The 13,708-nt window shown below is 73.0% G+C and carries 12 protein-coding genes; 9 read left to right on the top strand and 3 right to left on the bottom strand.

Annotation, left to right across the window (positions count from 1 at the left end):
* Window positions 1-152: 152 nt before the first annotated feature.
* Entirely contained in the window at window positions 153-533 is a 381-nt protein-coding gene (locus ACFYO5_RS30570) for an STAS domain-containing protein (protein ID WP_356565060.1), read from the top strand.
* Between the two features lie 182 nt (window positions 534-715).
* Complete coding sequence (locus tag ACFYO5_RS30565; protein ID WP_356565062.1) at window positions 716-1,228, top strand: EF-hand domain-containing protein; 513 nt, start codon at window positions 716-718, stop codon at window positions 1,226-1,228.
* Between the two features lie 423 nt (window positions 1,229-1,651).
* Here ACFYO5_RS30565 and ACFYO5_RS30560 read toward each other — a convergent pair whose 3' ends face one another.
* The gene (locus ACFYO5_RS30560; protein ID WP_388715303.1) at window positions 1,652-3,142 is read right to left on the bottom strand and encodes a class I adenylate-forming enzyme family protein; all 1,491 of its coding nucleotides are present in this window, start codon (window positions 3,140-3,142) and stop codon (window positions 1,652-1,654) included.
* Between the two features lie 277 nt (window positions 3,143-3,419).
* Here ACFYO5_RS30560 and ACFYO5_RS30555 point away from each other — a divergent pair, with 277 nt between their 5' ends.
* The 4 genes from ACFYO5_RS30555 (at window position 3,420) to ACFYO5_RS30540 (ending at window position 7,826) form a co-directional block, all read left to right on the top strand.
* Window positions 3,420-4,613 (top strand): amidohydrolase family protein, encoded by a 1,194-nt coding sequence (locus ACFYO5_RS30555; RefSeq protein ID WP_388714870.1) that lies wholly within the window; start codon window positions 3,420-3,422, stop codon window positions 4,611-4,613.
* Window positions 4,613-5,746, top strand: coding sequence for an acyl-CoA dehydrogenase family protein (locus ACFYO5_RS30550; RefSeq protein WP_356565066.1), 1,134 nt, complete (start codon window positions 4,613-4,615; stop codon window positions 5,744-5,746). The genes ACFYO5_RS30555 and ACFYO5_RS30550 overlap by 1 nt, the downstream gene beginning before the upstream one ends.
* 1 nt (window position 5,747) lies before the next feature.
* Complete coding sequence (locus tag ACFYO5_RS30545; protein WP_388714867.1) at window positions 5,748-6,794, top strand: acyl-CoA dehydrogenase family protein; 1,047 nt, start codon at window positions 5,748-5,750, stop codon at window positions 6,792-6,794.
* A 519-nt stretch (window positions 6,795-7,313) separates the two neighbouring features.
* Window positions 7,314-7,826: an ATP-binding protein gene (locus ACFYO5_RS30540; protein WP_388715300.1), complete on the top strand. Its 513-nt coding sequence runs from the start codon at window positions 7,314-7,316 to the stop codon at window positions 7,824-7,826.
* Between the two features lie 664 nt (window positions 7,827-8,490).
* Here the strand turns inward: ACFYO5_RS30540 and ACFYO5_RS30535 are convergent.
* Entirely contained in the window at window positions 8,491-9,417 is a 927-nt protein-coding gene (locus ACFYO5_RS30535) for a cyclase family protein (RefSeq protein WP_388714864.1), read from the bottom strand.
* Between the two features lie 86 nt (window positions 9,418-9,503).
* On the opposite strand from ACFYO5_RS30535, the gene ACFYO5_RS30530 reads away from it, so the two are divergent.
* From ACFYO5_RS30530 to ACFYO5_RS30520, 3 genes are all read left to right on the top strand, one after another.
* A complete protein-coding gene (locus tag ACFYO5_RS30530) occupies window positions 9,504-10,370 on the top strand; it encodes an SDR family oxidoreductase (RefSeq protein ID WP_388714861.1) in 867 nt (288 codons plus the stop codon).
* Between the two features lie 122 nt (window positions 10,371-10,492).
* Window positions 10,493-11,647: an acyl-CoA dehydrogenase family protein gene (locus ACFYO5_RS30525; RefSeq protein WP_388714858.1), complete on the top strand. Its 1,155-nt coding sequence runs from the start codon at window positions 10,493-10,495 to the stop codon at window positions 11,645-11,647.
* Window positions 11,647-12,696, top strand: a complete 1,050-nt coding sequence (locus tag ACFYO5_RS30520; RefSeq protein ID WP_388714855.1) for a Zn-dependent alcohol dehydrogenase — start codon at window positions 11,647-11,649, stop codon at window positions 12,694-12,696. The genes ACFYO5_RS30525 and ACFYO5_RS30520 overlap by 1 nt, the downstream gene beginning before the upstream one ends.
* On the opposite strand, the gene ACFYO5_RS30515 is transcribed toward ACFYO5_RS30520, so the two are convergent.
* Window positions 12,686-13,687 (bottom strand): GlxA family transcriptional regulator, encoded by a 1,002-nt coding sequence (locus ACFYO5_RS30515; RefSeq protein WP_388714852.1) that lies wholly within the window; start codon window positions 13,685-13,687, stop codon window positions 12,686-12,688. The genes ACFYO5_RS30520 and ACFYO5_RS30515 overlap by 11 nt on opposite strands.
* Window positions 13,688-13,708 lie beyond the last annotated feature (21 nt).

Raw genomic sequence — 13,708 nt, 5'->3', positions numbered from 1 at the left:
TGACGTCATGAGATCGAACAGGACTGACAGCGATCAGAACAAGCCTCTTCCTCTTATCTGCCGTTTTCCGCCCGGAGTTTCGGGGAACGGCCGCTGGGCAGCCGCGCTGCGAGGAAGCGAAGGGACAGCTTCCGTTCGGGCGGATGAAAGGCGTGGTGGTGGCTTTCAAAGTGACCGGCGGTGAGCAGGACGGATGGGCCGTGCTCCGCGTGTCGGGCGAGCTGGACCTGGTGACGTCGCCCCTGCTGCGTCAACGGGTCCACGACGAGGTGGCCGAAGGCCGCCACAGTCTCGTCCTGGACCTCTCCGAGGTGCATTTCTGCGACTCCAGCGGAGTCGGCGTCCTCATCGCCTCCCGGCGGCTGATCCGCTCCTGCCGGGGACGCCTCCGGCTGATCCTGCCGGCACGCGGCGCGGTCGAGGAGTCCCACGTCAACCGGGTCCTGGGCGCGCTGGGCGTGCGCCGGCTGTTCGACGTGTACGTCGATGTCGCCGATGCCGTGGACGACCGGACCGAGCCGCTGTCGGCCTGAGACCGGGAGCCGGCCCCGGTGGGCCGCGTCACGGCTTCCGCCACATTCCCGTACCGGAATCCTCCCGGTCCTGGCACAGGAGTCGCCTTCCCGATGTCCCGGTGCCGCCGGCGTCGTACGCTCCCCTGCGGACACCCACACCAGACCCACACCCGACGTGATGACGTAAGGCGGCCACAGACATGGTGAGCAGCGAGTACGAGCGCAGGATCGCCGCCCGGTTCGCCACCTTCGACCAGGACGGCAACGGCTACATCGACCGCTTGGACTTCGCCTCCGCGGCGAAGGCCGTGCTCGCCGAGTTCGGGGTACCGGCCCGGTCCGACAAGGGGCAGGCGCTGTACGTCGGCGCCGAGGCGTTCTGGCAGGGCATGGCCGGGATCGCCGACCGGGACGGGGACCAGCGCATCACCCGCGACGAGTTCGTCGGCGGGGCGGTCAAGCGGCTCCACGACAGTCCCGAACGGTTCGCCGAGATCGCCCGGCCGTTCCTGCACGCGGCGCTGGCCGTCGCGGACGGCGACGGGGACGGGCGGGCCACCGTCGACGACACGGTGCGGGTGCTGAGGGCACTGGGCGCGAGCGAGGAAGTCGCCCGGGGGGTCGCGGCGGCGCTGGACGGGGACGCGGACGGGAGGGTGGGGGAGGCGGAGGTCGTGCCGGCGTTCGCCCGCTACTTCACTGTGCCGGAGTAGGTGGACGTCGCGGGGCTGTGCCCCGGACCCCGGTCCTCGCCCACCCGCCCGCCCGTCTCGGTGGGTCGAGAGCGACCGTCGCGGGGCTGTGCCCCGGACCCCGGTTCTCGCCCACCCGCCCGCCCGTCTCGGTGGGTCGAGAGCGACCGCCACGGGGCTCCGCCCCGGACCCCGTCCTCGCCCACCCGCCGCCCGACTCGGCCAGTTGGGAGGAGCCGTCACGGGGCTCCGCCCCGGACCCCGGCGGGGACTGCGTCCCCTGCGCCCCTCACGGGGAGCGCGCCCCTCACGGGGACCGCGCCCCTCACGGGGAGCGCGCCCCTCACGGGGAGCGCGCCCCTCACGGGGGCCGCGCCCCTCACGGGGGCCGCGCCCCCTGCGCCCGGCGCGGGGACCTCTCCCGAGGGTCGCCGTCCCCCACCCTCAACCTCCGACCACCCCCGAATACCTCTCCCGCAACCTGTACTTCAGTACCTTCCTCAACGTCTCGTTGCGTGGCAGTGCCTCCGTCACCTCCAGTTGTTCCGGGAGTTTGTGTGTCGACAGGCCTGCCGCTCGTAGGTAGGACGTCACCTTCTCCAGGGTCAGTGGCTCGGTGTCCGGCGGTTGTTCCACCACCGCGCAGACCCGTTCGCCGCGGTCCGGGTCCGGTAGGCCGATGACGGCCACGTCCGCCACCGCCGGGTGGGTGTGGAGGAGGTCCTCTATCTCCTTCGCCGAGATGTTCTCGCCCTTGCGGATGATCACGTCCTTCAGGCGGCCGGTGAGGACCAGGTGGCCGGTGTCCGTGAGGTGGCCCAGGTCGCCCGTGCGGAGGAAGCCGGACGTGTCGAAGGCCTCCCTCGTCTGGGCCGGGTCCAGGTAGCCCTGGCAGACGGCCTCTCCGCGCAGGCGTACCTCGCCGTCCACGATCCTTATCTCCATGCCCTCCGGGGGGCGCCCTTCCGTCGTCGCCAGGTTGTCGGCCGTGTCGTCGGGGGAGCCCATGGTGATCATCGGGACCTCGGTCATGCCGTACCCGTGGGTGAGCTGTACGCCCATCTCGCGGACCACCGAGTGGTACAGCTCGGGGGGTTTGGGGGCGCCGCCGCCCGCGAGGAGGCGCAGGGTCGGGATCACCGGGGCGCCCGGCCGCTTGCGCTGTTCGGCGAGGAACATCGAGTAGAACGCGGTCGAGCCGCCCGCCACCGTGACGCCGTGCCGGCGGTACTCCGTGAGGGCGTCGGGCAGCGCGAAGTGCTCGAACATCACCGCCGGGAATCCGTACAGGAGCAGCATCACCGTGTAGTCGGGACCGGCGATGTGGGCGTAGGGGAAGGCCATCGAGCCGACGTCGGCCGCCGAGAGGCGCAGCGCGTCGGCCAGGCAGGTGCCGCCCGCGATGAGGGAACGGTCGGTGTGCAGGACGCCCTTGGGGTCGGACGTCGTGCCCGAGGTCCAGTAGATCCAGCGCACCGAGGTGCCCTCGGAGGGTGGGGCGGGGAGTGCCGCCGGGTCGCCGTCGGGCAGGTCGTCGTACGCCTCGAAGACGCCCTGCGCGCCGAGCCGCCGGGCCATCTCGGTGTGGTCGAAGCCGCGCCAGACGCCCGGTACGGCGAAGAACCGCGCCTTGGACCCGCGCAGTGCGAAGCCGACCTCGCGGTCCCGGTAGAAGGGGATGAGAGGGGTCTGGACGGCGCCCAGGCGGGCCAGGGCGAAGGACAGGACGGCCGTCTCCAGGCGGGTGGGAAGCTGCCAGGCGACGACTGTGCCGGGGCGTACGCCCATGGCGTACAGGCCCGCCGCGGTGCGTTCGGCGCGGTCGTGGAGGGCGCCGAAGGTCAGGGTGCGGTCACCCTGGAGGAGGACGGGCCGGTCGGGGGTGAGGGCGGCGCGGCGGGCGAGCAGGTCCCAGAGGGTGCGGGACGCCCTCAGGTCGGTGGTGGCCGCGCTGGTGGCGGTGGCGGCGGCCGTCGTGGCAGCTGTCGTGGTGCCGGTCGTGGTCGTGGCGGCGGTGCCGGTCGTGGTCTCGGTGTCGGTCTCGGGCTCGGGCACGGCGGACCCCCGGATTCAGCTGACGGTCAGTCAGATAGTGCGCAGAGCGTAGGGCCGGGCGCCTTGTCGGTCCAGGGGTGCGGGGCTAGCCTGCCCACAGAGCCCATCTGACGTACCGTCAGAAAAGCGGATCGTGTCGGCCCGGCGGAGGGGACCCATGACCGAACTGCCCCGCATCATCAGCGTCGACGACCACGTCATCGAGCCCGCACACCTCTTCGAGACCTGGCTGCCCCACAAGTACCGCGACCGCGGGCCGAAACCGCTCACCGCGGGCATCGGCGAACTGGCCTACGTCGGCGGCAGGTACCGGATCACGATGGATCCGGACGGCCCGCCCACCGACTGGTGGATCTACGAGGACCTGCGGTTCCCGTACAAGCGCAACATCGCCGCCGTCGGCTTCGACCGCGACGAGATGACCCTGGAGGGCATCACGCGCGCGGAGATGCGGCCCGGGTGCTGGGACCCGGCGGAGCGGCTGAAGGACATGGACCTCAACCACGTCGAGGGCTCCCTCTGCTTCCCGACCTTCCCCCGCTTCTGCGGGCAGACCTTCGCGGAGGCGCACGACAAGGAGGTCGCCCTCGCCTGCGTGCGCGCCTACAACGACTGGATGGTCGAGGAGTGGTGCGGCGACAGCGGCGGCCGGCTCATCCCGCTGTGCCTCATCCCGCTGTGGGACGTCGGCCTCGCGGTCGCGGAGATCCGCCGCAACGCCGCCCGCGGGGTGCGCGCGGTGACCTTCTCCGAGATCCCCACCCACCTGGGCCTGCCGTCCATCCACTCCGGCTACTGGGACCCCTTCTTCGCGGTCTGCCAGGAGACCGGGACGGTCGTCAACATGCACATCGGCTCCTCGTCCCAGATGCCGGCCGCCTCCCCGGACGCCCCGCCCGCCGTGCAGGCCGCGCTCAGCTTCAACAACGCGATGGCCTCGATGATGGACTTCCTGTTCAGCGGGGTGCTGGTGAAGTTCCCGACGCTCAAGCTGGCCTACTCCGAGGGCCAGATGGGGTGGATCCCGTACGCCCTGGAACGCGCCGACGACGTCTGGGCGGAGCACCGCGCCTGGGGCGGCGTCCGCGATCTCGTCCCCGAGCCGCCGTCGACGTACTACTACCGGCAGATCTTCTGCTGCTTCTTCCGCGACAAGCACGGGATCGCCTCGCTGGACGTCGTCGGACGCGACAACGCCACCTTCGAGACGGACTACCCGCACGTCGACTCGACCTTCCCGCACACCAAGGAGGTCGCCCTCGAGCACGTCGAGGGCCTCGACGACGAGACCGTCCACAAGCTGATGCGCGGCAACGCCATCCGCATGCTCGGCCTCGACCTCGACCGCTGATGGACCTCGCCGACAGCGCCGAGGAGGCCGCGTTCCGGGCCCGGCTGCGGGAGTGGCTGGGCAAGGCGCTCCCCACCCTCCCGCCGAGACCGTCCAGCGCCGACTGGCCGGGGCGCCGGGCGTACGACCTCGGCTGGCAGCGGATGCTGTACGACGCCGGGTACGGGCACGTCCACTGGGACGCCCCGCCCGGCGTCCGGCTGATCTTCCTGGAGGAGACGGAGAAGGCGGGCGCGCCCTACGTGGGCGCCAACTTCGTCGGACTGCTGCACGCCGGACCGACCGTCGCCGCCGAGGGGACGGACGCACAGCGGGCCCGCTGGCTGCCGCCGATCCTGCGCGGCGAGGAGGTCTGGTGCCAGGGGTTCAGCGAGCCCGGCGCCGGTTCCGACCTCGCGGCACTGCGCACGCGCGCGTGGCGCGACGGCGACCACTACGTGGTCAGCGGCTCCAAGATCTGGACCTCGCACGCCGAGGTCGCCGACTGGTGCGAACTGCTGGTGCGCACCGACCCGGAGGCACCCCGGCACCGCGGCATCACCTGGCTCGCCCTGGCCATGGACGCACCCGGCATCACCGTACGGCCGCTGCGGACGCTCGCCGGGTCCACCGAGTTCGCCGAGGTGTTCCTCGACGAGGCGCGGGTGCCGGTCGACCACCGGATCGGGGCGGAGAACGACGGCTGGCGGGTGACGATGGTGACGCTGTCCTTCGAGCGCGGCACGGCGTTCGCGGGCGAGGTGGTCGCCTGTCGGCGGGTGCTCGGCGAACTCGCCCACGAGGCGCGGCGCAACGGCCGCTGGGACGACCCCGCGCTGCGCCGCCGGCTCGGCCGGCTCCACGCCGAGTTCCGGGCGCTGTGGCGGCTCGCACAGTGGAACGTGAGCGCCGCGGAGGCCTCCGGGGGAGTGCCGGGCCTGGCCGGTTCAGTTTTCAAACTGAGGTACTCGCAGGCGCGTCAGGACCTGTACGACGCCGCCGCCGACGTCCTCGGCGACGCGGCCCTCGACCTCGACCGGCCCTGGGTCCTCGACCGCCTGACCTCCCTGTCGTACACCATCGCGGCCGGGACCTCGCAGATCCAGCGGAACATCGTGGGCGAACGGATCCTGGGGCTGCCGAAGGGACGATGACGTGCGCTTCCAACTGAGCGGGGACCAGCGGGCCTTGCGTGACGGGGTGCGGGAGGTGCTCGCGCGCCGCTTCGGGCCCGCCGAGCTGCGGACGGCGACCCGTCGGCCGGGCACGCTCGACCGGACCCTGTGGCGGGCCCTCGGCGACGCCGGGTTCTTCGCACTGCGGCTGCCCGAGTCCGAGGGAGGCGTGGGACTCGGTCTGCCGGAGGCGGTGCTGGCGTTCGAGGAGGCCGGGCGGGTGCTGCTGCCCGGACCGCTGATCACCACGCACCTCGCGGCGGGGAGCGTTCCGGGCGCCGCGAGCGGCGAGACCGTCGTGACGGCCGTCGACGGGGGCCTGGTGGAGTGGCTGGCGGAGGCGGAAGTGGTGTCGGGGAACGTGGAGGGAGAGGCGGAGGGGGCCGTCCGGGAGGTGGCGGTGGCGATGCGGTCGGTGGATCCGCTGACGCCGCTGCACCGGGTGCCCGTGGCATCCGTGGGGCACGTGGCACCCGTGGCACCCGTGGCGCCGATGGCACCCGGGGCGCCCGGGGTTCTGGGAGTCACCCCGGACCCCGGCCCGGACCTCGGCCCCGGCCCCCGTCCCAGTCCCGGACCCGCCCCCGACCCCGTCGCCGTTCTCCTCTCCGCCGCCGAGCAGCTCGGGGGTGCCGCGCGCGCGTGTGAGCTGGCCGTGCAACACGCCCGGACGCGCGAGCAGTTCGGGCAGCCGATCGGCGCGTTCCAGGCCGTCAAGCATCTGTGCGCGGAGCTGCTGGTGCGGGTGGAGGTGGCGCGAGCGGCCGTGTACGCCGCCGCGGTCACCGCCGACCCCGCCGACATCGCGGCGGCCAGGCTGCTCGCCGACGAGGCCGCCGTACGCGGCGCGCGCGACTGTCTTCAGGTCTACGGCGGAATGGGATTCACCTGGGAGGCGGAGGTGCACCTGCTGCTGAAGCGGGCGTGGGTGCGCACGCGGCGTGCGGGAGGCGGCACCCCGAGTGAGGAGCTGTTGGCCGGTGAGCTGCTGTCCCTGACGGATTCCGGGGGCGTCGGCCTGCGGTGACGGGTTGCGGCCGGGAGCCGTGTCGATGATCGTGGCAGCGGCCGGACACGGAGGGTGAAACGCGGTTGTGGCCTAGGCGTGACCCGTCACGGGCCGGAGTCGGGGAGCCGCTCCGGTACCTTCTGTGGGATGCGAGTGGCTACGAGCGCGAGCCGTGCCGGTGGTGCCCCCCGGGCAGTGCCGGATTCGACGGTGCGCGCCCCTGCTCGCAGGCTGGACGGGCGCGGGAGCGTTGCCTGTTCGACTCCCCGCGACAAGCGTCGCACAGTATGCCGCACGCGTACTCCTTCGCGCTGGAATATGCCCGAAGCGCTTGTTGAGGTGACTGTAGGTCAACCAAGCTGTCTCGTAAGGGAATCACGTTCCGTCACTCCGCCTCTGGCCGTTGTCCTGGCCATGCGGAAAATGGCTACGATCGTGGCCCTCGTCGTCATGGTGCTCGCGTGGCTTGCGTGGCTCACGTGGCGCGCGGCCATGTGTCCGCCGGTTCGGATGGTGTGAGCGGTGCAGGTGCTTCAAGTGCAGTTGGAGATCCGGCCCGACCCCGCTGAAGTGGGTCGCGCCCGGCGGTGGGCCCGTTCGCGTCTCGCCGGGTCCGGGATAGAGGCCGACGAGCCGCTTGCCGAGACGCTGATCCTGCTCGTCTCCGAGCTGGTCACCAACGCCGTGGTGCACACCGGCTGTCCGGCCGTGCTACGGCTCTCGCTGCCGGGCGTCGCGGCGGAGGAGGTCACCGTCCGGCTGGAGGTGGCCGACAGCAGCAACCGGGCGCCCGTGCCCCGCTGTGTGGGCGACGAGGCCACCGGCGGCCGGGGCCTGGCCCTCGTGGACGGTCTCGCGGACCGCTGGGGCTGGAGCGTCGAGGGCCCGGGCAAGCGCATCTGGTGCGAACTCGACCGCTGCGCCCGGCCCGTCGACGGCCCGGACCACGGAAGTGCGGCGGATCGGCCCGGTCCCGTCGACGGCGGTGCGGTCGCCGCCTTCCAGGCGCCGGAGCCGCTCTACGGCGGGTTCGCGTACGAAGCCGTCTGACACGGCGCGACGGGGCGTGGTGTGGCGCGGCGGGGCGTGGTGTCGGGCCGTTGCCTGCCCCGCCGCGACGAGGCGCGAGGTGATCCGGCGGCCCATCGGCCTGCGAACCATCGGCCTGCGAACCATCGGCCTGCGGCCTGCCGGGGCGTCAGGTGACGGCCTACCGGTCTGCGTCCTGCGGGGGTGTCAGGTGACGGGCAACCGGTCCGCGGCCTGCCGGGGTGTCAGGTGACGGCGTGCCGGCCTGCGGCCCGCCCGGCGGCGCCGGGGGCGCGGGGGTCGGCGCAGAAAGCGCTGTCGGGCCGGCCGGGGTGGCACGGTGCGCCGGGATGTGCTTCCGTGTGCGCCCACCGCAAAGAGGGACGTAAGGTACAAATCCTCGATCGGGTGTTGACGTCAGGTGTCCGTTTGGTGACGCTTGTGGCCAGCGATTCGCCGCGAGGGGACGACGAGGGTGCCGGTGACGGGGACCCTCGCCGAGTGTGGGTCGCGATCGGCGTCGAGTCCCTCAGGGCCGGGGAGACCGGGGCGGGTACGCCGAGTCGGATGGTGGCGCGCGGTGCCGTGCTCGGGGCGGGCAGCGGCGCGCCGCCATCCGGCGTGAGCGTCCCGGCCGGTCGAACGCCCGCGGCCTGCCGAGCGCCCGCGGCCTGCCGGGCGGGCGTCACAGGACGGCCACCGGGGCCACCGGGGTTCCGGTCCCGCCGACGAACGGCTCCGGCATCGCGGAGAGCAGGAACGCGTACCGCTTCTCTTGTCCACAGGCTGTGGACAACTTTTCGAGATTCCAGTTCTGGCCCTGCATCATGCCCATCTCGACGAGGTGCAGCGCGTGCACGGGCAGCCACAGGTCCTCGATCTCGGGCGGGAACACCTCGAACGTCAGGGTGTCGTTCGCGACCGCCGCCACATCACGCGCGTGGAACCACTCCGGCGTGCGCACGGAGAGCCCCGGCGACGGGTGCGCGTACCCCTGCCGGTCACCGGCGAGGTAGAGCCGCATCTGCCCGGTGCGGACGAGCACGACGTCGCCCGCCCGCACGCGCGTCCCCGCCAACTCCTCCGCCGCGTCCAGGTCCTCCGGGGTGACGGCGTGTCCGCCGTCCAGACGCTCGACGCCACGCGCGCGCGCCACGTCCAGCAGCACCCCGCGGGTGACGACGTGCCGCGCCTTGTCGATGCCGCTGAACTCGGCGCCGCCGTGCGCGGTGACGGTGCCGGCCGGGCGGCCGTTGTAGATGCGGCCCGAGTGCGAGACATGGGGCAGCGCGTCCCAGTGGGTGGCCGCCTGGAGGCCCATCGTCACGGCGTCGTCGCTGCACGCCACCGTGCCCGGCCCGAAGATCTCCTGGTTGATCTGCACCATCGTGTGCAGGGGATTGACCCGACCCGGGATCATCCCGGTCTGCACGCCGTCCTCGCGCAGCGGCAGCGCGAGCGGGACGCGGCGCCCGGTGCGCACCTCGGCGACGGCCCGTCGTACGACCTCGTCGGTGATCAGGTTCAGGGTGCCGATCTCGTCGTCGGTGCCCCAGCGCCCCCAGTTGTTGACGCGCTCGGCGATGTCGTGGAACTCGACGGGCAATGCCATTCGATGCCTCCCCGGGGCTTGTCGCCGGGTATCCGACGGGACATAAAATCTAACGGTCCGTCAGAAACCGCGGGAAGGGGCCGGGCGTGGGGAACTTCTTGACCGGCAGGGCCGTCGCCGTCACCGGCGCCGGACGAGGGATCGGCCGGGCGGTGGCGCTCGCCGCGGCGGCCGAGGGCGCCGGCGTCGTCGTCAACGACTACGGCGTCTCCGTGGACGGGGCGTCGCCCTCCAGCGAGGTCGCCGAGACCGTCGTCAAGGAGATCGAGGCGGCCGGCGGCCGGGCCGTCGCCGTCGCCGACGACATCTCGACGATGGCGGGCGGCCAGCGGGTCGTCGACACCGCCCTGTCCGCCTTCGGGCGGCTCGACGGGGTCGTGTGCGTGGCCGGGATCCTGCGCGAACGCATGCTGTTCAACATGACCGAGGCCGAGTGGGACCCGGTCGTCGCCACCCACCTGAAGGGCACGTTCACGGTCTTCCGCGCCGCGTCCGCGGTGATGCGCGCCCAGCGCTCCGGCACCCTCATCGGCTTCACCAGCGGCAGCCACCAGGGCTCGTACTCCCAGGCCAACTACAGCGCGGCCAAGGGCGGGATCATCTCGCTGGTGCGCAGCGCCGCGCTGGGGCTGCACAAGTACGGCGTGACCGCCAACGCGGTGGCGCCCGTGGCCCGCACGCGGATGTCCGCCGGGGTGCCGATGGATCTCGCGGAGATCGGGGAGCCGGAGGACGTGGCCGCGCTGGTGGTGTACCTGCTGTCCGAGCGGGCTCGGGAGGCGGGGGTGACCGGGCAGGTGTACACGGTGGCGGGGCCGAAGATCGCGGTGTGGGCGCAGCCACGGGAACTGCGGTCGGCCTACGCCTGTGGCGGTTGGACCCCGGAGCGGATCGCGGAGTTCCTGCCCGGCTCGGTGGGGGTGGATCCGATGCCGTTGCTGCCGCCGGGGTGAGGGCGCTCGGTCGTCGGTCAGGTGCGGGTGCGGTGCGGGCTGGTCGCGCCCCTGCGGCGGAGACGCGTGGCGACACGGTCCCGCCCCCCTTGGGGAGTTGTCGGTCCGGCTTGAGGAGTCCCGTGGATTTCGGATTCACCGCTGAGGACGAGGCCTTCCGGGGTGAGGCCCGGGAATGGCTGGGTCGCCATGCCCCGCACGCCGGCGGACGCCGCGCCTGGGAGCGGACCCTCGGGGCCGACGGATGGATCGGGATCGGGTGGAGGGAGGGCGGGTACGGCAACCGCACCGCCACCCTCACCCAGCAGGTCGTCTGGGCCGAGGAGTATGTGCGGTCGGGGGCGCCGGGGCGGTCCGGGCACATCGGGGAGAAGCTGCTGGCGCCGACCCTGCTCGCGCACGGCACGGCCGAGCAGAAGGAGCGGTTCCTGCCGCCCGTCGCGGCCGGTGCCGAGCTGTGGTGCCAGGGCTACAGCGAACCGGGTGCCGGGTCGGATCTCGCGGGGGTGCGGACGCGGGCGGAGCGGGTGGCGGACGGCTCGTACCGGGTCACCGGGCAGAAGATCTGGACCTCCCTCGCCCATGAGGCCGACTGGTGTTTCGTGCTCGCGCGCACCGACGCGGGGTCGAGGCGGCACCACGGGCTGAGTTTCCTGCTCGTGCCGATGGACCAGCCGGGGCGGATCGAGGTGCGGCCGATCCGGCAGATGACCGGGACGAGCGACTTCAACGAGGTCTTCTTCGACGGGGCACGCGCGCGTGCGGAGCACCTGGTGGGTGCGGAGGGGGACGGCTGGCGGGTCGCCATGAGCCTGCTCGGCTTCGAGCGCGGGGTGTCGACGCTGGCCCAGCAGATCGGGTTCGCCGAGGAGTTGGGGCGCGTGGTCCGCACGGCCGTGGCCACCGGCGCCGCCGACGATCCCGTCGTACGGGAGGGGCTGGTGCGGCTGTGGGCGGAGCTGCGGACCATGCGGTGGAACGCGCTGCGGACGCTGGGTGGTTCGACGGGGCCCGGCGCGCCCAGTGTGGCCAAGCTGCTGTGGGCGGGCTGGCATCAGCGGCTCGGGGAACTGGCGGTGCGGGTGCGGGGCGCGGAGGCGGGGGTGGGTCCGGGCACCTGGTCGCCCTCCGCGCCGTACGAACTGGACGAGACGCAGCACCTGTTCCTGTTCTCGCGGGCCGACACGGTCTACGGCGGTTCGGACCAGGTCCAGCGCACGATCATCGCCGAGCGCGTGCTCGGTCTGCCCAGACAGCCCAAGGGAGGGGGGACGTGATGCGGGGCGTGCTGTTCGACGGGAAGCGGGCCGAGGTCGTCGACGACCTGGAGGTACGGGATCCGGGGCCGGGGGAGGTGCTCGTCGCCGTGTCGGCGGCCGGGCTGTGCCACAGCGACCTGTCGGTGGTCGACGGGACGATTCCCTTCCCGGCGCCGGTGGTGCTCGGGCACGAGGGCGCGGGCGTGGTGGAGGCGGTGGGCGCCGGCGTCACGCATGTGGTGGCCGGGGACCATGTCGCGCTGTCCACGCTCGCCAGCTGCGGGACGTGCGCCGAGTGCGACCGGGGGCGGCCGACGATGTGCCGGCAGGCCATCGGGCGGCCCGGCCGGCCGTTCTCGCGCGGCGGTCGCCCGGTGTACCAGTTCGCGTCCAACTCGGCGTTCGCGGAGCGCACGGTCGTCAAGGCGGTGCAGGCCGTGCGCATCGCGAAGGACATTCCGCTGCCGTCCGCCGCCCTGATCGGCTGCGGGGTGCTGACCGGCGTCGGGGCCGTCCTCAACCGCGCGCGGGTGGACCGCGGGGACAGTGTCGTCGTCATCGGCACGGGCGGAGTCGGGCTGAACGTGCTCCAGGGCGCGCGGATCGCGGGCGCGCTGCGGATCGTGGCCGTCGACGCCAACCCGCAGAAGGAGGCGATGGCGCGGCTTTTCGGGGCCACCGACTTCCTCACCTCCGCCGACGGGGTGCGGGAGCTGCTGCCGACGGGCGCGGACCACGTCTTCGAGTGCGTCGGCAGGGTGGAGCTGATCCGGCAGGCCGTCGACCTGCTCGACCGGCACGGTCAGGCGGTGCTCCTCGGGGTGCCGCCCGCGACCGCCGAGGCGTCCTTCCGGGTCTCCTCCCTCTTCCTGGACAAGTCGATCCTGGGCTGCCGTTACGGGGCGTCCCGGCCGCAGCGCGACGTCGCCCTGTACGCCGAGCTGTACCGCGCGGGCCGCCTCCTCCTCGACGAACTCGTCACCCGCACCTACCCGGTGGAGGACTTCGCGAAGGCGACGGCGGACGCGGAGGCGGGGCGGGTGGCGCGCGGGGTCCTCACGTTCTGACGGCGCTCTCCGCCCTGAACGTCCGCCGGTACGCCGTCGGGGTGACCCCGAGGGCCGCCTGGAGGTGCTGGCGCATCGACTGGGCGGTGCCGAAGCCGGCCTCCCGGGCGACCTGGTCGACGGAGAGGCCGGTCGACTCCAGCAGGTGCCGGGCGCGTTCGACACGCTGCCGGGTGAGCCACTGGCCGGGGCTGACGCCGACCTCCTCACGGAAGCGGCGCGTGAACGTCCGTACCGACATGGCCTCCTGGGCGGCCATGTCCCGCAGCTGGAGGGGCTCGTGGAGGCGGCCGAGCGCCCACGCGCGCGCGGCGGTCGTGCCGGAGAGCTGCGGATCGGGCACGGGCCGCTCGATGTACTGCGCCTGCCCGCCGTCGCGGTGCGGCGGTACGACCGTGCGGCGGGCGACCTCGTTGGCGACGGCCGTGCCGTGGTCGCGGCGCACCATGTGCAGGCACAGGTCGATGCCGGCGGCGACGCCCGCCGAGGTCAGGACGTCGCCGTCGTCGATGAAGAGGACGTCGGGGTCGACCCTGACGCTGGGGAACAGGCGCTGGAGACGGTCGGCGTCGGCCCAGTGCGTGGTGGCGGGGCGCCCGTCGAGGACACCGGCGGCGGCGAGGACGTACACGCCGGTGCAGATGGAGGCGAGCCGGGTGCCCGGCCGGACGTGGGCGAGGGCGGCGGCGAGGTCGTCGGTCAGGACGCCCTCCTCGAAGACCGGGCCGAGTTCGTACGACGCCGGGACGATGACGGTGTCGGCGGTGGCCAGTGCCTCGGGGCCGTGTGCGACCTGGACGGCGAAGTCCGCGTCCGTCTCGACCGGGCCCGGCGGGCGGACCGAACAGGTCACGACCTCGTACAGATGCCGCCCCTCGGGGTCCCTGGGGCGGCCGAAGATGCGGTGCGGGATGCCCAGTTCGAAGGGGAGGAGCCCGTCGAGGGCGAGGACGACGACGCGGTGCGGCCGGAAGCCGGGGGAAGGGCTCATGGCCGGATCCTAACGAACATC

The sequence above is a fragment of the Streptomyces sp. NPDC006259 genome, assembly GCF_042870975.1.
Classification (GTDB): Bacteria; Actinomycetota; Actinomycetes; order Streptomycetales; family Streptomycetaceae; genus Streptomyces.
Note: the sequence above shows the minus strand (reverse complement) of the source record. Positions and strands in the feature narration are given on the sequence as shown.